Here is a 4823-nt window from a genome sequence, read left to right on the forward strand (position 1 = left end):
GCTGTCCACCGCAGATCCCCTGCGCAATTATGTCGCGGAAATCCGCCGCGCCTCAGAACGCGCCGCCGGCCTGACGCTGCAGCTCCTCGTCTTCGGCCGCAAACAAACCGTCCAGCCCGTTGTCATTGACCTCAATGTCGTGCTCCGAGATCTGGAGCAGATGCTGGTGCGGCTCATCGATGAAAACATCACCCTCACGCTCGTCCCCACCACTCACACCGGCAGCATCCTCGCCGACCCAGGCTACATCGGCCAGGTGCTGATGAATCTCGTCGTCAATGCCCGCGATGCCATGCCCGACGGCGGCCAGCTGCTCGTTGCCACCAGCAGGGTGACTCTGGATGAAACCTCCACACGCTCCCATCCCGGCACCCTGCCGGGAGACTACATGAGGCTCAGCGTCAGCGACACCGGCATCGGCATGAGCGATGAAGTCAAAGCACGCATCTTTGAAGCATTTTACACCACAAAGCCTGCAGGCAAAGGCACCGGCCTGGGACTCGCCACCTGTCAGACCATCGTCCAGCAGTCCGGCGGCTGCATGAATGTCTCCAGCCAGCCTGGCAAAGGCACCACCTTTCAAGTGCACTTCCCCTGCGTCGAGGAAGCCCTGGACGCGCCCTCCCCCTCCGTCCCAAACGGTCCGCTGCTGCGTGGCACGGAAACCTTGCTCGTGGTGGAGGATGATCCCGCTGTGCGCCAGCTCGCGGTGGAAGTGCTCCAAACACAAGGCTACACGGTGCTGCCCGCCTTCAACGGCCAGGATGGACTCAACATGGCGCACGCACATCGTGGCACGCCGATCCAGCTCGTCGTCACCGATGTCATCATGCCGCTGATGGGCGGCAAGGTGATGTCCGAATGGCTGAAGGTAAACTACCCGGACATCAAAATACTTTTCACCTCCGGTTATACCGATGATGCCATCTCCCACCACGGTGTCCTGGATGCTGGTGTGGAGTTCCTGCCCAAGCCCTACACCCCAGCCACCCTGACCCGCAAAGTGCGCGATCTGCTGGATGCCTGACACCACCATGCCATCTGCCGACTCTGCCCCGCCGGAACTCCACGAAACCCTGGCCCGCCTCCACCACGTACAGCAGGAGCTGAACTGGAAATCCGCCTTCATGGATGCCATGGCGAACTCCGCCATTGACGGCATCATCGTGGTGGATCCTCAGGGCCGGAAGATCCTGCAAAATCAGCGCGCCGTCGACCTGTTCAAAATCCCCCGTCACATCGTGGACGATCCCGATGATACTCGGCAAGTCCAATGGGTCATGGACATGACCCGGCATCCGGACCGTTTTCTTGATAAAGTGATCCATCTCTATTCACACCCGGATGAAATCAGTCACGATGAAATTGAACTGACGGACGGCACCGTGCTGGACCGCTACTCGTCCCCCGTACTCGGCAAAGACGGCACCCTCTACGGCAGAATCTGGACCTTCCACGACATCACCGCGCGCAGGGAAAGCGAGGTGGCCATGCAAAAGCAGCAGGCCGAATTGCGCATCCTCTTTGATCTGATGCCAGCCATGATCTGGTTCAAGGACACCCACAATGGCTTCCGCAAGGTCAATCAACGCGTGGCGGAGGCGACCGGGCTGCCGATCACGGAAATCGAAGGAAAAACCGCCGAAGAAATTTTCCCCAAGGAAGCAGCCGGATATTATGCGGACGATCTGGAGGTCATCCGTTCGAAAGCACCCAAGCTGGGTATCATTGAAAAAATGAAGGGACCGGCAAATCTGGAAATCTGGGTCCGGACGGACAAGATGCCGGTCTGTGACAAGGATGGAAAAGTGACCGGCCTCATCGCCATGGTTCACGACATCACCGATAGCAAACGGGCCGAGGAAGCTCTCCGCGAAAGTGAATCCCGCTATCACTCGCTCTTCGAAAACATGCTCGAAGGATACGCGCATTGCCAGATCGTGGTTGAAGGGGACAATGTGCGGGACTTCATCTACCTGGAGGTCAACAGCGCTTTTGAAACCCTGACCGGTTTGAAGAATGTCATCGGGAAAACAAGGAATGAAGTTATCCCCGGCGCTAATGAAGCCAATCCGGAGCTGCTCGAAATGTACTGCCGGGTGGCGTTGTCCGGCGAGCCGGAGCGCTGCGAGACGTGGGTGAAGTCGTTGGGGATTTGGTTCTCCATTTCAGTTTACAGCCACAAAAAGGGCCACTTCGTCGCCGTCTTCGACAACATCACGGAGCGCAAGCACGCCGAAGAGGCGCTCCGCGAAAGCGAGGAACGCTTCGCCGGCGCCTTTGAGCATGCCCCCATCGGCGTGGCACTGGCCTCCCCCGCCGGCCGCTGGCTCAAGATCAACCGCGCGCTCTGCAGGCTCGTCGGATATACCGAGGCCGAAATGTTTGAGCGCAGCTTTCAGGACATCACCTACCCCGGAGATCTCGCGGACAGCCTTGAATGCGTGCGGCAGTTGATCGCCGGTGAAGTCCAGTCCTACCAGTCTGAGAAGCGCTACATCCATGCCGCCGGACACCTTGTCACCGTTTTGCTGAATGTGTCATTGGTGCGCGATTTGCTGAATCAGCCTCGCTATTTCATCGCCCAGATCCAGGACATCACCGAACGCAAACGCACCGAGCAGTCCCTGCGTCTTCTCAGCTCCGCCGTGAAGCAGTCCAAGGAATCCATCATGATCACCGAGGCAGATCTCGATCTGCCAGGCCCCAGGATAACCTTCGTCAATCCCGCTTTCACTCAGATGACCGGCTACACAGCGGCGGAAGTCCTCGGTCAGACTCCCCGCCTGCTGCATGGCCCGCGCACGGACCCCGCCGTGCTCGCCCGGCTGCGGCACAATCTCGAACAAGGAGATGACTTTTCCGGCGAAACAATCAACTACCGCAAAGACGGCACCGAATTCATTATCGAATGGCAGATCGCTCCCCTGCGCGATTCCAGCAGCGCCATCACGCACTTTGTGGCCATCCAGCGCGATGTCACCGGCCGCAGGCGGCTGGAAGCCCAGCTGCTGCATTCCCAAAAAATGGAGACCGTCGGCAAGCTCGCAGGCGGCGTGGCCCATGAGTTCAACAGCATCCTCACCGCCATCATGGGCCAGAGCGAACTGCTGCTCCAGGATCTTCCAGCCAGCAGTCCTCTGAGCAGAAAGGTCAATGCCATCCGTGAAGCCACCGGACGTGCCGCCATCCTGACCCGTCAGCTTCTCGCCTATGGCCGCAAGCAAACACTGCAGCCTGAAAGGCTCAATCTGAACTCCATCCTAAGCGGCATGGCAGGCACATTGCAGCATCTGGTAGGCCATGACATCGACATCCGCAGCATTCCTGCGGCAGAACTCCACCCAGTCAAGGTGGATGCCGGGCAGATTTCTCAAGTCATCATGAACATGGTCATCAATGCCCGTGATGCCATGCCTGAAGGCGGCAAGCTCACGCTGGAAACGGCAAACGTCTCCTTGGATCAGAGCAGCGTGGACCGCTACCCCGAACTGAAACCCGGGGATTACGTGATGCTGGCCATCACCGACACCGGCTCGGGCATGAGCCCTGCGGTCCAGGCGCGTGTGTTTGAGCCGTTTTTCTCCACCAAAGGTGTGGGTGAAGGCACCGGCCTGGGCCTCTCCACCTGCTACGGCATCATCAAACAAAGCGGCGGCCATATCACCGTCCACAGCGAGCCCGGCTCGGGCACCACCTTCAAAATTTACCTGCCGCAGGTCGCAGCCGCATCAGAGGACACGCTCCAGCGTGGTGCCGCCCCCATTTTACCATGTGGCACGGAGACCCTCCTGCTCGTCGAAGAAGATCTTTCGCTTCGCGAAATGGCCGGTGCCTTGCTCCAACGCCTGGGCTACACCGTTTTGACCGCCGCCAACGGCATCGAAGCCCTGAGCTTGCACGAGGCTCACCGCCCCGCCCACATCGATCTCCTCTGCACCGATCTCGCCATGCCCCAAATGAGCGGCACGGAACTCGACGACAGGATCCGCGCGATCAGTCCGCACATCCGCACTCTCTTCACCTCCGCCTTCACCGCAAATGCCACCCTGCATCAAGGTGTCTGGAATCAGGACATGCCTTTGCTGCAAAAACCATTCACCCCTTCCGCCCTCGCGCAGAAGCTGCGGGAGGTGCTGGATCTCCCATCTCCCGTGCCGCCATCCCTCCCCGGTGGAATTATCGCCTGATGGGGCAAACACCCCATAACATCTTCACAGCAAAGCACCGAGGATGCGCCGCGACATCTCCATTTGGGATGCCCTCACGGAATCACCATGACAACACCCTCACGGCCCCTGCCAGCCAATGAAACGCCTTCGGCAGCGCCCCCCGCAAGCGTCACCGAACGCCTGCACAATGACGCCTTCCTCAAGACCGGTGCTCTGCAGGACGCCATCCTCAACAGCGCCAACTTCTCCAGCATCGCCACAGACGAAAAGGGCGTCATTCAAATCTTCAACGTGGGCGCGGAGCGCATGCTCGGCTACGCCGCCGCAGACGTGCTCAACAAAATCACCCCGGCGGAAATCTCAGATCCGCAGGAAGTCGTCGCCCGCGCCGCAGCACTGAGCCTGGAACTCGGCACCACCATCGCCCCCGGTTTCGAGGCCCTCGTCTTCAAAGCCTCACGCGGCATCGAGGACATCTACGAGCTCACCTACATCCGCAAGGACGGCAGCCGCTTCCCCGCCGTGGTGTCCGTCACCGCTTTGCGTGATGTGCATGACCACGGCAGCATCATCGGCTATCTCCTCATCGGCACCGACAACACCGTCCGCAAGCAGGCCGAGGCCAAGCAGGAAAAGCTCGATCAGCTCCTG

At 59.8% G+C, this 4823-nt stretch carries 3 protein-coding genes; all 3 read left to right on the forward strand.

The features are described 5' to 3' along the window. Positions 1-1027: ATP-binding protein (locus ACIREA_RS26790; RefSeq protein ID WP_397385387.1), on the forward strand; the 1027-nt coding region annotated here is incomplete at its 5' end. Positions 1028-1034: 7 nt separating this feature from the next. Further along, entirely contained in the window at positions 1035-4190 is a 3156-nt protein-coding gene (locus ACIREA_RS26795; protein ID WP_397385388.1) for a PAS domain S-box protein, read from the forward strand. Between the two features lie 87 nt (positions 4191-4277). Then, the coding region (locus ACIREA_RS26800; RefSeq protein ID WP_397385389.1) for a PAS domain-containing protein at positions 4278-4823 on the forward strand (546 nt) is incomplete at its 3' end.

The sequence above is a fragment of the Prosthecobacter sp. genome, from assembly GCF_044373815.1.
In the GTDB taxonomy this organism is placed as follows: domain Bacteria; phylum Verrucomicrobiota; class Verrucomicrobiia; order Verrucomicrobiales; family Verrucomicrobiaceae; genus Prosthecobacter.